This is a genomic window from Stieleria sedimenti (assembly GCF_025060895.1).
Taxonomy (GTDB): domain Bacteria; phylum Planctomycetota; class Planctomycetia; order Pirellulales; family Pirellulaceae; genus Stieleria; species Stieleria sedimenti.
Genome location: NZ_JANZKV010000057.1, coordinates 39119 through 56423, shown reverse-complemented (window position 1 = coordinate 56423; position 17305 = coordinate 39119). Strand labels below are relative to the sequence as shown.

Annotated in this window: 10 protein-coding genes; 8 read left to right on the top strand and 2 right to left on the bottom strand. The window is 57.1% G+C overall.

Annotation, left to right across the window (positions count from 1 at the left end; genetic code table 11):
* Positions 1-171: 171 nt before the first annotated feature.
* On the top strand, positions 172-447 hold the full coding sequence (locus NZK35_RS09025; RefSeq protein WP_259632204.1) for a hypothetical protein: 276 nt from the start codon (positions 172-174) through the stop codon (positions 445-447).
* 269 nt (positions 448-716) lie between these two features.
* Here NZK35_RS09025 and NZK35_RS09020 read toward each other — a convergent pair whose 3' ends face one another.
* Positions 717-1430, bottom strand: a complete 714-nt coding sequence (locus NZK35_RS09020) for a hypothetical protein (protein ID WP_259632203.1) — start codon at positions 1428-1430, stop codon at positions 717-719.
* A gap of 433 nt (positions 1431-1863) precedes the next feature.
* Positions 1864-2970, bottom strand: coding sequence for a hypothetical protein (locus tag NZK35_RS09015; RefSeq protein ID WP_259632202.1), 1107 nt, complete (start codon positions 2968-2970; stop codon positions 1864-1866).
* Positions 2971-3804: 834 nt separating this feature from the next.
* Here NZK35_RS09015 and NZK35_RS09010 point away from each other — a divergent pair.
* The 7 genes from NZK35_RS09010 (at position 3805) to NZK35_RS08980 (ending at position 17221) form a co-directional block, all read left to right on the top strand.
* The gene (locus NZK35_RS09010) at positions 3805-4959 is read left to right on the top strand and encodes an exosortase/archaeosortase family protein (RefSeq protein WP_259632201.1); all 1155 of its coding nucleotides are present in this window, start codon (positions 3805-3807) and stop codon (positions 4957-4959) included.
* 235 nt (positions 4960-5194) lie between these two features.
* Positions 5195-7540 carry a polysaccharide biosynthesis tyrosine autokinase gene (locus NZK35_RS09005; protein WP_259632200.1) on the top strand — a complete coding sequence of 782 codons (2346 nt, stop codon included), beginning with the start codon at positions 5195-5197 and terminating at the stop codon, positions 7538-7540.
* A 79-nt stretch (positions 7541-7619) separates the two neighbouring features.
* The gene (locus NZK35_RS09000) at positions 7620-12770 is read left to right on the top strand and encodes a tetratricopeptide repeat protein (RefSeq protein ID WP_259632199.1); all 5151 of its coding nucleotides are present in this window, start codon (positions 7620-7622) and stop codon (positions 12768-12770) included.
* A 140-nt stretch (positions 12771-12910) separates the two neighbouring features.
* Positions 12911-13549 (top strand): EpsI family protein, encoded by a 639-nt coding sequence (locus NZK35_RS08995; RefSeq protein ID WP_259632198.1) that lies wholly within the window; start codon positions 12911-12913, stop codon positions 13547-13549.
* The gene (locus NZK35_RS08990) at positions 13546-14535 is read left to right on the top strand and encodes a sugar transferase (RefSeq protein WP_259632197.1); all 990 of its coding nucleotides are present in this window, start codon (positions 13546-13548) and stop codon (positions 14533-14535) included. Before NZK35_RS08995 ends, NZK35_RS08990 begins: the two co-directional genes overlap by 4 nt.
* Positions 14536-15696: 1161 nt before the next feature.
* On the top strand, positions 15697-16233 hold the full coding sequence (locus tag NZK35_RS08985) for a Uma2 family endonuclease (RefSeq protein ID WP_259632196.1): 537 nt from the start codon (positions 15697-15699) through the stop codon (positions 16231-16233).
* Positions 16234-16660: 427 nt separating this feature from the next.
* A complete protein-coding gene (locus NZK35_RS08980) occupies positions 16661-17221 on the top strand; it encodes a Uma2 family endonuclease (RefSeq protein ID WP_259632195.1) in 561 nt (186 codons plus the stop codon).
* The last annotated feature ends 84 nt before the right edge of the window (positions 17222-17305 follow it).

Here is a 17305-nt window from a genome sequence, read left to right as displayed (position 1 = left end):
ACGCGAGTGGGTGACAATTGTTCCGCTGAGGGATCTCCCCAAATCTGCAAAAAGTAGAAAAAATAGGTGGTGTATCTGATCTGCAACATGCATTTGCGGTGTCGGTCGAGAGTGAGCCATGCAGAACGTGAGTCGCCATCGCGAGGGATGGTGGTAGCCCGCCACTCTTTGTTGTCTGTTGAACAGCCACTGTCGCCATTAAAACGCTCGGGGGAATCAATCGCCGAGTTCATCCTGCGCAACTGCTTTATCGCTGACGGCGATGTCACCGACAGTCTGGTTGATTACGTCTCGATTTGTTGTGATGAAGATTGCATCACATCGTCGCCGGGCTTGATCTGCAGACCTGATGGCAGGTCGGTGCTGCATCTAGGAACAGCAGTCGTGAGATGGCATCGATTGCAGCAGACCGTCGCGGGCCGCCTTGTTGCTATCGAGAAACCCTAGATGTCGGATCCGAATTTGGAGCCGTCCGCATCAGGTGAAGAAGTGGCATTCTTGTCACCGACACCGGCCTTGCCAGTAAAGCCGGGGCTGTAGCAATTGTCGACGCCGTGACTGAGAGGTTGGTGTGTTTCCCGATCTCAGGTGCAGTGGAATGTGGTTCAGCAACCCTTGCGAAGTAATCGTGCGGTACATCCGGCTCAAGTTCACGTGGTCGATTGCTTCTGCAATAGAGACTCAGGGCGTCTTATCGCTGCAGTAGCAAACTCGCCTTAGTGGCGATGACGCGACGGACGTCGCATCCCAAGTGCAGCTAGCCCACACAGCCATGCGATGGCAGATGTTGGCTCTGGAACTGGTCTTCCGATATCTGCCTCGGCTCCCATTGCAAAAAACGAAGTGGCAAAGCTGACCGCGTCCGTGAATTTGTTCATCGCAATCACGACTTCACTGCCGAAGACCGGTTGCAGTTCGCCGTTCAGCGAATTTGCAAGAAATTCAATTCTTCCCGGGCCGTTGAAGTCGTATTCGACCTTGGTCAGAGTTCCGGTAAGTAATGGCACCGTCACCAACGAATCGTCTTCCTGGACCCCATTTATAGAGAACATTCCCGCGCCAAGAATGCCATTCTCGTCGATCGTCGCTTCTAGTGTAAACGCCGCGGGTCCTGAAGATCCGCTGCCTAGCTTTAGGTTTACATCGGTGCCGGAAGGCAGCTTTAGTAGCGTGGCGGAGCCTTTCAATTTCAAGACGTCGGTGACGGCGTCATATGCGGTGAAATCCATTCCCCATTTCGGAGCCGTCGCACCTGTTTGAGTGTCGCCAATAATTTGCTGCACATAGATATCAGGCCGCTCGTACTTCGCCATCAGCCCGGCATGAGCGGACTGCGACACCAATGCCAGCAAAAGAAACATCAGCCCGACGGTCGCCCATGAGGCCGATCGCTGCCTTGTTGAGCGGAAAAAGCCGGCGTTGCTATCCATGAATCTAAACTCAAAATTGATCGAAACCTGAAACCGACCAGCAGTCGATTGACCAGAATGTAATCGAACCACCACCCGCCGCAAGCAATGTTTGTTCACACTTCGGCCCGAGCACTCAGCATGCGTGAGTGGTTCGCACTTGTCCAGGCGTAGTGGAATCCAAAAATCCGCATCACCTGCCTAGACGTACACCAGCTTAACTACCCGTCGGTCGGAATGGTACTCCGTTCCTTGACGGAAATTCGCAACTCTTCCTCAGGTTTTTCCTGCAACTCATTGCAGTGCAATGAGTTGCAATCAATTTGATGGCATTCAGTAGCGGTCGACCCATCGCAGCTCGACTTGTGCTTATTGAGAATCGTTACGCGTGGCTCCGGCAAAACCGAAAGTCCTGATCGGCCTGTGGGTTGAATCGATGTTCCCGAAAACGGACTCACGGCCCGTAAATCGCCCGCACCATCGGCAACACACCCCAGATCAGGATCGCCAAGACGACCGCGACGGCCAGGGTCACGAGTCCCGAAATCGCGGAGATTTTCAGCAACCGGCGGCGGAACGATTTGCGGGCGTTGGTTTCCAGCAGTCGGTCGGTCAGTTCCATCGTGATGCTTTCAGCTTCGTCATGCGACGTCGACTCAACCACCGCGACTCGACGCGAAGCGATGGTGGCCGCGGAAGACGGGCGTACCGCTTCGGAACTCGTTGTTGGTGCGGCTGGAACGACCGCAGTCGACACTTCGCCTCGGGACGGTGCGGGCTGCGGCACGCTCCTCTCGCGTCCCACCTTTTTACGTGATTTCACCAATTTCTTGACATCCAATGGCTCCGAGCCTTCCACCCAAAGATGGATCCCGCCGACCAGCACCGATTTGTCGCCGGGCCGAATTTGGCGAATCAACGAATCACTCTTCCCGAGTCGATCGGGATGCAGTTCGATCAGCCACACGTCGTCGCCGAAACAAACCACGCCATGATCACATCGCTCAAGATCTGCATGGTGCAGTCGGATCAAACTGGGGTGATCTTCGCCCAGGATCGAAACATTTCGATTAAGCGATTTGTGGCGTGGCCCGCTTCCCCAATCCAAAATCAACGTGGCAGTCGGGAGAACGTCCGCTGAAACCTCCGCCGAACCGTCTTTTCCAGCGGAGCGGCGGTTTTCGGCAGGCCGAGTGCTTCCCGCGACGTCTTGTGTGATGTCGGCGCTATCGTCGTCATCTGCAATATGATGGGTGAACTCCGTCTCATCACCGTCGTCCTTGAAATAAAACTGAATTCGTGACTTTCCGACCATCAGGACGTGGTTCTTGCTGACCCGCCCCCAGATCGGAAACGCCAGTGGGCACGTCGGCCAAACCTCAATCCGGTCGCCACATGCGACGACCAAATAGACGACCCCTGGAAGCTTTGAGTCTCCGATCTGGACGTCACAGCGGGGGTCGGAACCGACAAGTGCGAACGGGCGATTGAGGTCAATCCATGTCTCTTCGCCCTTTTTTCGGATTCTCGCGCCCCAGCGTTTGGCGCTCCAGAGGGTCATGCTGTCGAAACTCGTTGTGAGAGTTGGTGTGGCGGATAGTTCAATTGGCGAGTGGGCAGTGTCTGGCATCATACTGTGCACGTTTCCATTATCCTCTACGTCACCGGTCTGTCTTCGTTCGGCCTGGCTTCGGCCAGGACAACTCGTGGAGCCCAGTCCATTGAAGAGCCCAGTCCATTGAACTGGCGCATTTCCGACGCGAAGCCCGCCAGTGTAAATTGGTATTTCTGCAATGCACTGGCATAGCGGATCCCGGAAACGAAATCCGACGTCCGCTATCGGAATCTGACGCTTATCCCTGTCAGGACGTCACCTTCATAGCAATTCCACGGACCGACACCCAGTCAATGCGACGAATCAATCGCCCGCGGGGGCGTTTCTTCTAGAAATAGTGGCGTTTCGCAACCAGAGTCGAATTGTCCGTTACGATCGAGCGGAGAATAAGTGTCGAATCTTTTCAATGCGATTGACTTCCAGCCTGTCAATGCTGTGTCGACAGGCTGTCGCCCTGCATCGCCTCAACTGGCCGCCAATCTGGGCGAATGGGTGATTTGGGAGGACTGGGGTCGGGCAATGGGCACAGGTTTTTGGGTTTGGCAATTGACGGCCACATGAGGGCGTCTATCCTTGCGGCTGTTACAACGGGCGGGATTGGAGTCCACCCGGGGGGCACTCGATTGTCGCGGGTCGCCCCTCCCGCAGCAGGGAGGCCGTCAGCGTGCTGGGTGTTGGGCTGCGGCGTCTCACTGGGAGTTGGGGCCCGGCAGATGTTCCTGTTACCCGTTCAGCATCGCGACACAGCAATTCCTCGTTTTAAACGAGACAAGACACACGATGGCTCGCACCAAGAAACGAAAGGCCCCCGGCGCGACCGGAGGGCAAAATGCCGCTGAACCCGGCCGGGCTCGCTCCAAGAAAGCCAAGGCGCGTAGCGGACGGGGCACGGGAGGATCGGCTGCAGGCAAGTCGGGCGATCGTGGGGCGATCGGGCGAGCCGCTCTAGGTGACAAGCCTTACGCACGCGCCCGCACTGCATCGGAATTGGTCGCATTTCCGGGTCCGTCAAGCTGGCCCGGCGCGTATTGGCATGTCGTCGCCGGGCTGTCGCTCGTGTTTCTGTACAGCTATTGGCCGACGATCCGCTGGATGGCCGATTCTTGGATCAACGAGCCCGATTATTCCCACGGATGGGCCGTACCCGTCCTGGCCGGAATGATTTGCTACTATCGCGCCGAATCGTTCCCTGGGGCTAGCAAACGCTCGTCTTGGGCGGGATTGTCGTTGATCATGGTGGCCATCTTTATGCGGTTGGTCAGTCGATTTACCTACACTGATTTTCTGGACGGTTGGTCCATCTTGCCAATGGTCGCCGGCGCGGTCTGGTGCTTGCTCGGTTTTGCGGCGATGCGTTGGGCATTGCCGGCGATCGGTTTCCTGTTTTTTGCGATCCCGATGCCGTACCAGGCTGAGTCCATGCTCAGCTGGCAGCTTCAGGGGGTGGCAACCGATCTGAGTACCGTTTTTCTAAGGATCTTTGGGCAACCCGCGGTGGCTGAAGGACACGTCGTCTGGGTCGGCAATGAACGGTTGTCGATTGAGCAGGCCTGTTCCGGGCTGCGGATTTTTGTCGGCATGGGGGCCTTCGCCGTATTTTGGGCCTCGGCCAATACCCGCGCCTGGTCGGACAAAATCGTGATTTTGGTCGCCGCGATCCCGGCGGCAATCTTTGTCAACTCCGCGCGGATCGTCTTGATCGGCTTCGGTTACCAGTTGTTCGACGACGCCTCGGCGCGACGCTGGATTCACGATCTCTCAGGAATCGCCATGATCTTTGCCTCGTTCGGGATCATGTGGCTGGTTAGTGTCTACTGGCAAAAGCTTTATGCACCGGTCAAAAAACTGACGGCAAAGGAGATTCTGCGGGAATCTGGGTTCAATTACGCTCAATCCGCAGACGGAGCCTTGGAATCCCCCGTCGAAGCTAGTTAAACTGATCGTTCTTTCACTTTCCGGAGGGAATTTTGAGACTTTTCCTCAAGTGAATCCCGTTCCCACGTTGGGGGCGTTTTGCCCTGCTTATACGGATTGTCAGCAAATTGACAGGAACCAAGATCGGTTCCCTGAATCCTGGAGGACATTCTCTGGGAATTCTTCAGTTTCGAGCTATTTTCGCAGCTTGTCATCGCATTCGAAACGCTTTCGCTACGCCTCATAGATTACGTCAATGAACCAATCTGTCATTGTTTCTGAGCCTGTTGTCCGTCAGCATCCCAATGGTGATGCAAAGTCGTTCGACCCATGGTTGTTGTGGGTGACGCTGCGGAGGTGCTGGTACTGGGCCGTTCCGGTTGGGCTCGTCCTCGCTTGCCTAGCCGCGTTCGGTGTTCTGGCGACGTTCGAACCACGGTTTCGCGCCCAGCACCTGATTGAGGCCAACGAGGACTACATCTTGTATCGCGAAGTCCTGAAGACCGTCGATGACTTGGCCAGAACCGAGAAGACGATTTTCTACAACGAGATTGTTCTTCGCCCGGTGTTGAGCGACCCCAGTTTGCGTGCGGCACCCAGCTTGAGCGATCCCGAATTCGCCGAACGAAATCTGCGTGACAATCTTTCCATCGCCGCGGCCGGATCGTCGGCACGGATGATGGTCTCGTACGAGGATTCGAACCGTGAATACGCCGCTAAGGTCTGCAATGCGGTCGTCGACGCCTACATGAACCAGCGTTCGGTTCTGGATCAAAAACGGGTCGCGATTCTTGAGGAATTGCTCGACCCAGAAATCGACCACTGGAAAACGAAGGTCGAAGAGCACAAGGCCAGGTATCGTGAACTGACAATGTCGATGAAGGGCTACGACCCCAGCAGTCCACTCGGTTACACCCGCAATGAAAGCCGGATCGCGTTGCTGAATTCCTACGAGAGTCAGATCAATGATCTGCGGGTCGATATCTTCGAGTTGGAAGGCAAGTTGAAATTGGAAGAGATGGATCGTGAAAAAGCGGCGAGCGAGAACCCCAGGCCGACTGCAATTGCGGCGTTCGTCCCGCCTGCCATTGAAGTGACCCGAAAGGTGATCGGACCCGCGGATATCGCCGCGTTTGTCAATGCGGATCCCGAAGTCGTCAAGGCTAACCAGCAGGTTCAACGGTTTGAATCCCAAGTGATGAAGATGGAAGACTTGGGGACGTGGCGTTTGTACCAAGCGGAATACGCTGAAGCCAAACAGAGCCGTGACGACTGGAAATCAAAACTCACCGATGCGAAAACGGCCGCCGAAACCAAAGCCGTCGCCGCGTTGGAGGAGATCGCTGAAGCCGATTACCAACACCAACTCAAGCAACGTGAAGAAAAAATCGCCAGCCTGAGAGCGTCCCATGAGGAAACACAACGGATCGAACGCCAGAACCGTGCCTTGGAGGAGGCTCAACAAAGAACGGAGACGGCCAGGGAACTTCTGCGACTGATCGCGGAGAAGAAAGACAAAATCAATATCATCCAGTCACAACTCGATACCGAATCGGCAAAATTCACCACGCTGTTGGATGACTCGGCGAAGTTGCAGTTTGCCCAAGACGACCTGCGACGTGCGACGGAGTTGTTGAACAAACTGGAAGACCGCAAGGCCGCGATTCGAACGGAGCGCCGGCAAGCCAACGCGGTGCGCACCGTGTCGGTTGCCACGCCCCCGAAGGATCCGGTCGAAGACATCCCCTACAAAAAGCTGCTCGGTGCGTCCGGTGTGGCCTTCGTGATCCCGTTGTTGCTGGGACTGCTGTGGGAAATGCGGACCAATCGAGTGACCGACAGTATGGTGCTCGACTCCTCGCATGGTATTGCACCGGTGATTGGGGAACTCGCTCGATCGCCCAGCACGGCCGCCGGGCGTGGGTCCAAGGGTCGCAGAGTGTTCCAGGAAAGCGTCGACACGATGCGGGCGAACATCTTTCTGTCCAAGGCCACCAAGGACTCTCGCTCGATCGCCATCGTTAGCTCTATGTCCGGCGAAGGCAAAAGCACGGCGGCGTCCCAATTGGCGATTTCGTTGGCCAAGTCGAGTGGCAAGACCGTCCTGTTGATCGACGCTGACATGCGATGCCCCGACCAACACGACCACTTCGGATTGAGTCTGGAGCCGGGGCTGAGTGGCGTGCTGACCGAACAAGCGACGCTCGACGAAGCGATTCAAACCGATCTGGGTGACTTGATCCACATCTTGCCTGCGGGACGGCTGAAAGCGAGCCCTCACCGATTGATGTCGCCGGATTCCATGAAGACGTTGGTGCACGATGCGTTAGAGCGGTACGAGTACGTGATCTTCGACACCGCCCCGGTGCTTTCGGCCGGCGAAACGTTGGCCGTTGCCGCCGCGGTCGACACGACGCTCGTGTGTGCCATGCGTGACGTGACTCGCATGGACAGCGTCGTTCGGACGACTCACCGATTGGAATCCGCCGGGGCCAACGTTGCCGGAACCATCTTTAGTGGTGTGACCCCGCGTCAGTACGCGTATCGATATGGCGACTACAACTACAGCAATTTCCCCAACTTACCAGGTGCACCGAATTAGTGAATGAGTTGTCACTTTTTTGTGTCACGATTGCTGATGTTTTGGTTCCAAGTTTGCCCCTACCTCCTTCTGTCATCCCATGCGTCCAACCACTCGTCACACCGACCCCTCCGGCGAAGACCTTTCGGATTCCGCCGATCGTTCGGACATCGTGCGAGATGATTCCGAGGGACTTGTTGGGGCGGCGGCGGAGTCCGATCCGTCGATCTCTGAATTTCATAAACAGAAACTGAGAGAGCGGCGTGAAGTGTGGCAGATCAATCCGCGACTGGCAGCGATCTCGGCTGTCGTCGTTGCCGTTGTTCTGATCCTCGGCACGGCCTCTTACTTCTACAACTCGAACGCGGCCGCGCAAACGTTCCGATTGCGGGCGGAAGAAGCAGCCGGGATCGGTGACGCCGAAGAAGAAGCCCGTTGGTGGTCACGTTATCTGATGATGGTGCCCAATGATGCCGACGCGCTGATCGAATCGGCATTGGCGGCTGATCGCGTGGCCGAGCAAGCGGAATCCGAAGAGCTTTCCCGCGCCCTCGCTGGTGCTCGACGACGGCTGTCCGATGCACTCGCAAGACTGCCAGAAGATCGCCAAAGCGACCGAGAGATGTTGCGACGAATGCTGATCGGTCGATTGTTGCAATCCGGTGGCTACTGGCTGCGTGAAGCGGAAAACCAAATCAAGTCGTTGAACGCCAAACCGGATGACGTGTTTGCCAACAAAGCGCTCGCTTTGGCGATCTATGGGCAAGTTCAAGCCAACCTGTATGACAGCAACCAGCTGAGTTCGGAACCGGCCGGCGACTACTGGCAGTGGTTGTCTCGGCAGAACCCCTCCATCATTTTGCAGCGTGCCGTTCAAGTCGCCCCCGACGATCTCGATGCGATCGCGGCATTTCTGTCCGCGGTGCGGTCCGAGAGCGAGATATACAAGACAGAGGCGAGCGCCCAGCAAGGCGCCGAAGAACTTTCGGATCAGGAAGTGCAGTGGGCGAAATTGATCGGTGACCGGACGTTGCTGGTCGACCAGTCGTTGGAGCATTTGGACAACACAGAGACAGGGCGGGCACGGTTGATTCGCTATTTTTATGATCTCGGTGGCGACGCTCCAGCAGACGCTCAAGACGCGTTGATCGATTCCGCGCCCGAGATCGCTGCGCGGCTGCAGACGCTGGAGGAAGCGTCCGATGGCGACGAAGAGGACGTTTCGAGCGATCCCTCCGAAAGCGAAAAACTGGTGCTGATCCGACGCATGTCGCCGGCCTACTGGGATTACCAATGCTTGCTGGAGGCGGCTCGCTTAGCGGCCGCGAAGGCATCGGGGCAACTCTCATCGTCGGACCTATCGACATCGCAGGACAAAGATGGGAATGCGAATTTTGCGAGACTTGCCGAACAGTGGTACAACACGTTGATGTCAGTGTCCGTTGTTGATGTCACTGCCAAGATGCGAGAGAATACGTTCCTGTATGCAGGCATGTACGCCCAGCTGCAGGGTGATTCCGATCGAGCGATTGAAATCTGGAAACGTGGTCTGGAGGCGGTCAGTCTAGATAATCTGGAGCTTAGCGGGGCGATCGCAACCCAGCTGGCAACGTCGGTGCCCACGCAATCTGAGTTGGGATTGGAGGATTCAGAGGAAGCGGATAGGGTCATTGAAGAAGCGCTGAAGACGGCTGAAAACGCAGTGGAGGCGTTTGGCAAGGCGATTCAGGCGGAATCGGCCCGCCTGCTGCTATCGACCACCCTCGAAATGACCGACGTCCAGCGGAACGCGATCGCCAACATCATCGAAATGGCGCGCTGGCGGTACAACGTTGCCAGTGCACAGCTTCAGATTCGTCGTGATGGCGGGACGGAACTGACCTCTCAAGCCATCGCCAAACTGAAGACGGCACTTGCCAGCACGGCAAACGTCCGACCACAAGAAAAGGCCCAGCTGGCAACCAACCTGGCCTCACTGTATGCCCAACACGAAGTCTGGGATTTGGCGGCCGACGCGTTGAGCACCGCGTGCGATCTGTTCCCCAACGACACCGCCCGACACGTATTGGCCGGTGAAGCCTGGACCAAAGCCGGCAATCGAAGCCGCGCCGCCGAACACTGGCGCCTGGCCGGCAAGGCTGCCGAGATTGACGTTCGGGTGCGGGCCGCCCAAGCCGAGTTCAATTTCCAGCTCCGGATGCCGCCCGCCATCCGCGATTTCAGTGGCCTGCGAACGACGGTCGAGCAGCTGGAAAAAGAGTTCAGCAAGATCGCGGGCGGTGAGATCGAGACACCACTGAGTGCCAGCGAATTGGAAGAAGTCGATTCATCGCTGCGTATTCTCAAAATGTCGTTGCCTCCGTTGGGGATCCTGGCCGAGCAGCATTTGGCATCGCGACAGATGGCGGTTTTTGCCGATGAACTGGCCGCCGAAAAACAGGACAACGCTTCGATCCAAGCCTACGCGGCCGAACGATTGTCCGCCGTCGGGATGAATGAAAAAGCAGCCGAACGCATCGATCGGCTGGAAGAAATCCTGGGCAAGGAATCGACGCCGCTCGCTATCGTCAAAGCGAGAATCGACGCGTCCAACGGGAAATCGCTGGCAGCCGCCAAAAGCCTGATCGAGCAGCTCAAGTCAAGCCCTCAAGATAGCGATCAACTCGCCCGGCTTGCCGCGAATTACGCGCTCGCATCGCGGGATTTGAACCTGGCCTATGACGCGCTCAAAGAGGTTCCCAGTGATCGCCGACTTCCTAGCGATTTATATCAACTTTACCGACAGGCCAAGCAGATCGCCGGTGGCACCGAAGACCAAACGTCGGCCGAGAAGTTTAATGCCGAAGCAGACGAATGGTTTGCCCAATTAAAGCTTCTGGAAGAACCGCCCGCGGGCGATGACGACGACGTCAATTTGAAGAAACCCGTCGGCACGTTCTGGCGAATGATCGAAGTCGAAAACAACCTGGCCCGGTTGCGAGCCAAAGCCGGAAATATCAGCCGCACTGACAAAGAAATGATCCGCACCCGCGGTTTGCTGGACACAATTCTGGGTCAACGTCCTCGCTGGGGACGTGCCATTTCGATGCGAGGCTACTTGTCGGCGGTCCTTGAACATCACGAAGAGGCCGTCGAGCAACTTCGCTCCGGGATCGCTGCCGGCGATCGATCGCTTCGCACGCGTCAATTGTTGCTTGAGCAGCTGATTACGCTCGGCCGCGATAGCGAAGCCGATGAAGAGATGAAACGGATGGCCATGTCCGTTGACTTTGTCGTCGATCCGTATGCCAAGCAAGACATCCGTTCGGCATTCAATCGGGGCGAATTGTTGGCAGCCGTTGATGCCGCACGGCAGAGCATGCAAGACAATCCTGCTGACGCAACACCTTTGGTTGTTTTCTCACGCGTTGCATCGACGGCAGTCCAGATGGATCGCGACAAGGCCGCGACGGGCAGAGGCAAGTCAGGCCTGACCGAACAGCAACGCGAGGAATTGGTGCAAGAGGCCCGCGAAGCAATCGCCAAGGCAAAGTCGCTGGCGACGGAAAACGAATTGGCATTGGCCGCCGCGGCTTTGGATATCGAATTTCGCCATGGCACGCCCGAGTCTGTCGATGCAGTTTTCGAACAAATCGACGCATCCGATCTGCCGGAGAATCAGCGACTGCTGTTGTCCGCACGTGTCTCCCTGTCCAAGGGAGACATCGATTTGGCGATCGAAAAGCTTCGCCAGTCCAATCGACTGCTTCCCTCGCTGGCGACCCAGGTTCAGCTGGCCACCTTGTACCAAGCCCAGGGACGATCGATCGACGTGGTGCAAGCGCTCCGTGACGCCGTCAAGATGCAGCCGGAAAACCAAGGCCTGCGATCGGAACTTGCCAAAGCCATTGTGATCCATGAGGGCGACCAGGCGGATTGGGACGAAGTGGAGCAGTTGCTAAGTGGCGGGGACGGTATCTCGCCGGATGATAAATTCATCTATGCAACGTTGTTGGCTGCCAAGGGGAACGGGGAACAATTGCTTCAAGCACTCGGCTTGGCACGGGAACTGGTGCGCGAGCAAAACTCTGCCAGCTACGAAGCGTCCGTGCTGCAGGTCACGATCTTGGTCAAGTTGGTCGATCGGCTCGATGCGGACGAAGCGTCCAGTGACCCCGAACGCCGCCAACGATACCTGGACGAAGCACGCAATGTCTGCCAACGCTTGGCCAACGCGCGTGCGGCCAGTGCGGTCGATTTGTATCGCTACGGGGCACTGTTGCTTAAGTACGGCGACGACGAGGATCTGAAGACGGTCAAGTCGCTCTCCGATCAACTGCGGGTCATGCCCAGCGGAATGCTGCAGTCGTTGGAGCTCGGTATCATTTACAACCAACGGGTCGGATCCGAGAAACAAGCCGCGGACGTGGTCGAGGATTGGGTCAAAGATGCCAAACCCGACCAAGATAGACGTCTCCTCGGCGGCGTCGAATCGGCGGCCGGCCGTTCATTGATGAACTTGGGTTTGATCGATGAAGGACTGAAGTGGTACGAGAAGGCGTACCAGTCGAACGAAGACGCCTTCGCCAGCTACATTCTCGCCTTGTCCAAGGCCCAGCAATACCAAAAAGCTGCAGACGTCGCCGCCGCCCATTACGAAAAGGTGGGTGACGCTGTCTCAGCGACGTTGCTGGTCGAGAATTTGCTCGCTCTAGATCCGGCACGCGACATCTCGAAATACTCCGGAATCCTGAGCGACGCCACCGACAAACATGGCAAGAACGCCGAACTGCTCGAAAGCGTCGCAACACTCGCGATGCAGCGGGGCACGCCACAAGAAGCCATCAAGCTGTACCAAAAAGTCCTGTCCTTTGATGCGCTACGCATCCGCGCGTTGAACAACTTGGCCATGGCCTATGCCCAGGTCCCTGGCCTGGCGGCCGAAGGGTTGGTGCCCATCGACCGGGCCATCAAACTGACCAAGCGAAATCCAGAACTACTGGACACCAAGGGCGCCGTGCTCCTGAAGGCCAAGCGGCCGCGAGAAGCTCTGGTGATTTTCGATGAAGCCCTGGCCGCGAAAAACGAGCCGCGATTCCTGTTTCACAAGATCCTTGCGTTGATTGCAGTGAAGCAGCAAGACGAAGCCCGCAAGCAGTGGGATACACTCGACCTGGACAATCTGGACCCGACGGGTCTGACCAAAGAAGAGCAGCAACAGCTCGAGCAAATGAAATCCGACTTCGAAACCTTCACCACCAATCAGATCTAAATTGAGTTAAGCTTCCAGCTTTCCAAAGTGGGGTAAGCTTCCAGCTTGCCAAAGTGGGATAGGCATCCTGCCTGTCAATACCAACCAACCCATCCAATCACTCCAACCCAGAATCGCAAGCGAGAAGCTTACGCCACGTCATGCCCAACCCCGCGATTTCCTCCCGCCGCCACGCCATCGCCGCACTTCTGGTGCTGACGCTGCTGTCCGGTGTCGTCCACGGTGTGCTTGATGGTCGCTGGGCGATCGAGCAAGACAAGGAAGCCACCGGAGCGGCACTGAAAGAATTGCCCAAGAAACTTGGTGAGTGGACGTTGGTTGAAGATGGCGACCTGGATGAGAAATCGCTGCAGATGCTTCGCTGTTACGGTTCCTTCAGGAACGTTTATCGGCACGAGCTGACCAAGACGCTCGTGCACGTGGCCGTGATGTACGGCCCTCGCGGCCCGATCGCGGTCCATACGCCCGAAGTCTGCTACTCCTCCGAAGGCACCAAGCAGACGCGAGATCGATTGGTTGAGACGGTTGAAACCCCGAATCAACGAAACCAGTTCTGGTCGGTTGAGTTCACCCGCAACAACGACCCGAGTTCTAAGTTCGAAGTTTGGTACGGATGGAGCAGCGGTGACGAATGGGTGGCCGCCGAACATCCCCGATTCTGGTTGACAGACGACTTGTACAAAATTCAGTTGTCGGGGCCGTCAATCGAATCATCCTTTAATCCTTGCCAGTCATTTTTGGCTGCTTTATTGCCCCATCTTGAGCAACACATCAAGTGAAGGACGCTAACGTGTTTGATTACAACGACTCCGATTCTGACAGCTCCATCGCGATCGAACCCTCCGTGCGTGTTTCGCCGAGGGGCCGTTCCGCCACAGCGGTTGACCGGGAATCCAGCGCAAGCGGACATGCATCGCGTTTGCCCCGAAGCGTCGCATCCAGCTCGGCCCATCCGATCTATTTCCCCATCAAGCACTGTTGTGAACGCGTGTTTGCCGGATGTTTGTTGGTGCTGGTGTCGCCATTAATCCTCGCGTTGGTCGCGTTGGTGCGGCTGACATCCAAGGGGCCTGGCATCTACCGCCAAGAACGTGTCGGTCTGAATCGCACCACCTTCGATGTGTTCAAACTGCGGACGATGTACCAAAACGCCGAAGCGGATGGGCAAGCCAAATGGAGTCAAAAAGGCGACCCGCGGATCACGCCTTTGGGACGGTTCTTGCGTAAAACCCACCTGGACGAGTTGCCGCAATTGTGGAACGTCGTCGTCGGCGACATGTCGCTGACCGGCCCGCGGCCGGAGCGTCCCTGCATCTGTGAAAAACTGGCGTCGCACATTCGCGGCTACTACGCCCGCACGAACGTGAAGCCAGGCATCACTGGAGTCGCTCAGATCAACCTCGAACCGGATTGCACGATCGACGATGTCCGCCGAAAGCAGTGCTTGGACCTGCACTACATCGAGCACGCCAACGCCTGGTTGGACCTGCGAATGATTTTTGCGACTGTGCTGCGGATGATCGGCATTCGAGGCAGCGTGGTGACACGCTGGATGGGGCTGTGCCGCAAGGATGTGATCGAGGCCGCCGGGCTGACGGAATCCGGTCGCCATACCTCACGAACCATCGACTCCCTGTCGACCTGTAAGTCGTCTGCATCAACGAAAGAATTCGAATCGATGGTTGCCGTCCCGACAGCAAGCTTCAAACCCGAATCGAGCGACACCCGCCGCCTCCGCATCGACCGAAAATCCAGACCCAAGTGATCACCGCCATAGCAAGCTTCCAGCTTGCCAAAGTGGGGTAAGCTTCCAGCTTGCCAACGTGGACCAGGCTTCCAGCCTGCCAAAGTGGGGTAAGCTTCCAGCTTGCCATTCGCGGGATAGGCTCCCAGCCTGTCAATCTCTTCTTCAGCTTCGATACGCATCAAGCATCTACGACGATGACAGGCTGGAAGTCCATCCCACGCCTCCGCCACCCGTGTTCCCGCAAGTCACCCTCCTGGCAGGAGTGGCGAGCGCAGCGAGAGGAGTTCGAACCGTTCCCGTGCAACTTCGATCCCCCGCCAATCAAACTTCAAAGCATCCCCCATCGACCGCAATGAAAGACTAGTGCTCTGTTACGGGTGAAAAGTGGGGTAAGCTTCCAGCTTGCCGTCTCGTTTCACTCGTGAAACGCAAGCTGGAAGCTTTCGCCACTTTCTTGCTGACCCTAAAACTTGCGTTGACAAAGCACTCGAAGCCTATCCCACACTGCCACAAACGCGGTGAATGCAAACCCGCCAAACACCATCCCCCCAACAGCCTAACCCCGACCCAAACTCCACTAACAACATCACATCGATCACACGCGATGTGATCCATCGCTGAACCGGCTTGCACAACTGGTGCGACCACACGATCCCAACCAAACCCACACACGGTGATTTGGTTGGGGATTTGAAACCGAAATCCGCTACACCAATCGCCGGATTCGTACTAACTTACCGATCCATCCCGGGGGGCAAGCAAACATGCTGTCACCCAAGCGGACGAAGTCCGCCCGGACGGAGAGGGTGGGCAGCGTAGGTGATGCTGTGCATCACAAATCGACTGACGGAGCAATGGCAGAAAAATCAGGGGCAGAAAAATGTTGCGTCCCCAAATCATTTTCTTGTCACCCATTTTCCTGTCTTTCCCCCCACGCACCGCTCGCTCACGCGTCCCGCTGACATCCCCACCATCATTCTGCCCCGTATCATTCTTTCATCGTTTTGCCCGCATCGTTTTGCCACCACTAGTATTCCGTGTCACCTTGGTTTTCGGGTAGGTCATGCTGTGCATGACGTCCTTATTGTCACGCACAGCGTAACCTACGCCTGTCTTCATCGTTTTGCCCCCATCGTTTTGCCACCACTAGCCACTAGCCACTAGCCGTTCACCGTCCCGATGTCACAACCCAGTTTCCTTCCCCACTACACCTACGGCGACTACTGCCAATGGCAGGGGGACTGGGAATTGCATCAGGGGATACCGATTGCGATGACGCCGTCGCCCTTCGGTCGGCACCAATTGCTGGTCACGCGACTCGCCTGGCTGATTCAATCCGAGATCGAAGCCAACAGCTGTGACTGCCAAGCCATCGTGGAACTGGATTGGGTCGTCAGCGATGACACCGTTGTTCGCCCTGACCTGATGGTCGTCTGCGGAGAGATCCCCGACCGGCATCTCCAATCGCTACCTGCGATGGTCATCGAAGTCCTCTCGCCATCCACCCGGACCAACGACCTCGGCTACAAACGCGAACTTTACCAGCGCGAAAGAATTCCCCACTACTTGATCATCGAAACCGAGACAAGTGTTGTGACACCATTGACACTCCAACACGGCCACTACATATCCCAAACCATTGAAACCGCAAGCCTGACCGTGAACCTGACAGACGGTTGCACCATCACCATCGACCAGCAAAAACTCTTTCGATAGCGCTCACCCACACCAGCACGTGGCGTTAGCCAGTGGCGCGTGATGCACTGGTCCCCACGCGCCGCTCGCTCACGCGTCCCGCTGGCATCCCACCCATCATTCTGCCCCGTATCATTCTGCCATCCTGTCTTCACCACCCACCCCAGCACGCCGCGTTAGCCAGTGGCGCGTGACGACCTGACCCCCACACGCCGCTCGCTCACGCGTCCCGCCGGCATCCCCACCCATCATTCTGCCCCGTATCATTCTGCCATCCTGTCTTCACCACCCACACCAGCACGTGGCGTTAGCCAGTGGCGCGTGATGCACTGACCCCCACGCGCCGCTCGCTCACGCGTCCCGCTGGCATCCCACCCATCATTCTGCCCCGTATCATTCTGCCTTCCTGTCTTCATCGTTTTGCCCCCATCGTTTTGCCACTCTCCCCATGCCTGTCCGCACGACACCCACGCTAACCACTGCCGAGCAACTCTTCGGCATGGTCACTGACGGGTACCGCTACGAGCTCGTCGCAGGAGAATTACGGATGATGTCGCCCGCCGGAGGCCGTCACGGCCGCATCGCTGTCCGCGTGGCTCATCTGCTGATGCAGCACGTCGACGCGAACGGTTTGGGCGTTGTTTATGCAGCTGAGACAGGCTTCCGGATTGAAACCGATCCCGACACCGTCCTCGCACCCGACGTCGCGTTCGTCAGCCAAGCACGTCACGCAACCATCAAAGACGAAGTCGCCTATTTGCCGCTCGCCCCCGACCTGGCCGTCGAAGTCCTCTCCCCGAGTGACCGATTTTCGCGCGTCGAATCCAAAGCCTTCCAGTGGCTCGACGCCGGCACCAAACTGGTCCTGCTGGTCGATCCCGAAACCCAAACGATCCACCGCTACCCGTCCCGCAAGCAAATCGAAGTCTACCAACTCGGCGAAACCCTGGACTGCAGCCCCGCCGTCCCCGCATGGACCCTCAACGTCAACGACGTCTTCCAGACTTAGCTATTAGCCGTTAGCTGGTTAGCTGTTAGCAAAGTCAGGTGATGCTGTGCGTCACGAATTGGACTGCACCCCAGCACGCCCCAT

Bases quoted from the DNA above. Each gene is read 5' to 3' on its own strand.
- NZK35_RS09000 (WP_259632199.1), top strand. From the start codon at position 7,620: ATGCGTCCAACCACTCGTCACACCGACCCCTCCGGCGAAGACCTTTCG.
- NZK35_RS08985 (WP_259632196.1), top strand. From the start codon at position 15,697: ATGTCACAACCCAGTTTCCTTCCCCACTACACCTACGGCGACTACTGC.
- NZK35_RS08995 (WP_259632198.1), top strand. From the start codon at position 12,911: ATGCCCAACCCCGCGATTTCCTCCCGCCGCCACGCCATCGCCGCACTT.
- NZK35_RS09005 (WP_259632200.1), top strand. From the start codon at position 5,195: ATGAACCAATCTGTCATTGTTTCTGAGCCTGTTGTCCGTCAGCATCCC.
- NZK35_RS09020 (WP_259632203.1), bottom strand. From the start codon at position 1,430: ATGGATAGCAACGCCGGCTTTTTCCGCTCAACAAGGCAGCGATCGGCC.
- NZK35_RS09015 (WP_259632202.1), bottom strand. From the start codon at position 2,970: ATGACCCTCTGGAGCGCCAAACGCTGGGGCGCGAGAATCCGAAAAAAG.
- NZK35_RS08980 (WP_259632195.1), top strand. From the start codon at position 16,661: ATGCCTGTCCGCACGACACCCACGCTAACCACTGCCGAGCAACTCTTC.
- NZK35_RS09010 (WP_259632201.1), top strand. From the start codon at position 3,805: ATGGCTCGCACCAAGAAACGAAAGGCCCCCGGCGCGACCGGAGGGCAA.